The 1,214-nt window shown below is 54.7% G+C and carries 1 protein-coding gene; it reads left to right on the top strand.

Features of this window, described 5'->3' with window-relative positions; genetic code table 11:
• A partial coding sequence (locus QUB51_RS02185; protein ID WP_333303856.1) for a calcium-binding protein occupies nt 1–1,214 on the top strand: 1,214 nt, incomplete at both ends.

Below are 1,214 nucleotides of genomic sequence, written 5' to 3'. Positions count from 1 at the left end.
ACGGAGCCGCCGATGGTGACGGGGACGGGCCCGGACATTTCGGTCACGCCTGTGCCGCGGCCAACTCTGACAGTTCCCACGCCTCCCCCAGAGCCACTTTTTGTCGATGGCTTAGTTGTCGCAAATGACGGCAGTAACTATTTAATCGGCAGCTTGTTCAATGACACGATTGCCGGGGGTGCCGGCGACGACACACTTTTGAGTCGGGACGGAGACGATCTACTCAGGGGCGAAGACGGTAACGATTCTCTCAACGGTGGCGCTGGTAAAGATATTGTTGAGGGCGGGCGCGGTAATGACACGGCGCGGGGCGGCAAAGACGATGACTTGGTTTCTGGCGACGAGGGCGATGACTTAGCTTTTGGCGACCTGGGCAATGATATTGTCTTGGGTTCTGAAGGTAACGACACGCTGTACGGCGGTAAAGGCAATGACTGTCTGCGCGGTGGTGGGGAGGACGACCTGATTTTTGGCGACAGGGGCAGTGACACTGTTTTTGGCGACACGGGTAACGACTGCCTGATTGGCGGCGCTGGCAATGATATTTTGTTGGGCCAGCAGGGCGGGGATGTTATCACCGGCGGTGTTGGTAACGATACTGGTGATGGCGGCGAGGGTGATGACCTGCTCTTCGGGGGCGATGGCAATGATTCTTTGTCTGGAGATGCTGGGGATGATATTCTTTCGGGCGATCGCGGGTCTGATACTCTGACAGGAGGCGACGGATCGGATATCTTTGTTCTCGGTAGGGTGGGCACGTCGCCCGGTAGCAATGGGTTTCTTACTACTGGCGGCCGCGAAATCGGCGATGCTGATGTAATTAGAGATTTTAATCCGGGAGATTCGATCGGTCTGGCTGGAGGTTTGAATTTTACAGAGTTAGAAATTTTCCAGGGCCAAGGCTCGAATTCTAGCAACACGATTATTAGGGACAGGCAAACTGGGGAATTTTTGGCGGTGTTGATTGATGTTCGATCGAACTCGCTAGATGAATCTCGGTTCACTACAGCTCAAATACCCCGCGTAGACGACAATCCTTTCACCATTGAGGGGACAACAACTAGCCCCACAACGGGGACAACAACTAGCCCCACAACGGGGACAACAACGAATCCCACAACGGGGACAACAACTAACCCCACAACGGGGACAACAACTAACCCCACAACGGGGACAACAACTAACCCCACAACGGGGACAACAACTAACCCCAC

This window comes from Microcoleus sp. AT8-A3 (genome assembly GCF_036705675.1).
GTDB lineage: Bacteria > Cyanobacteriota > Cyanobacteriia > Cyanobacteriales > Microcoleaceae > Microcoleus.
The sequence above is the reverse complement of the archived record's forward strand: the minus strand, read 5'-3'. Positions and strand labels throughout refer to the sequence as shown.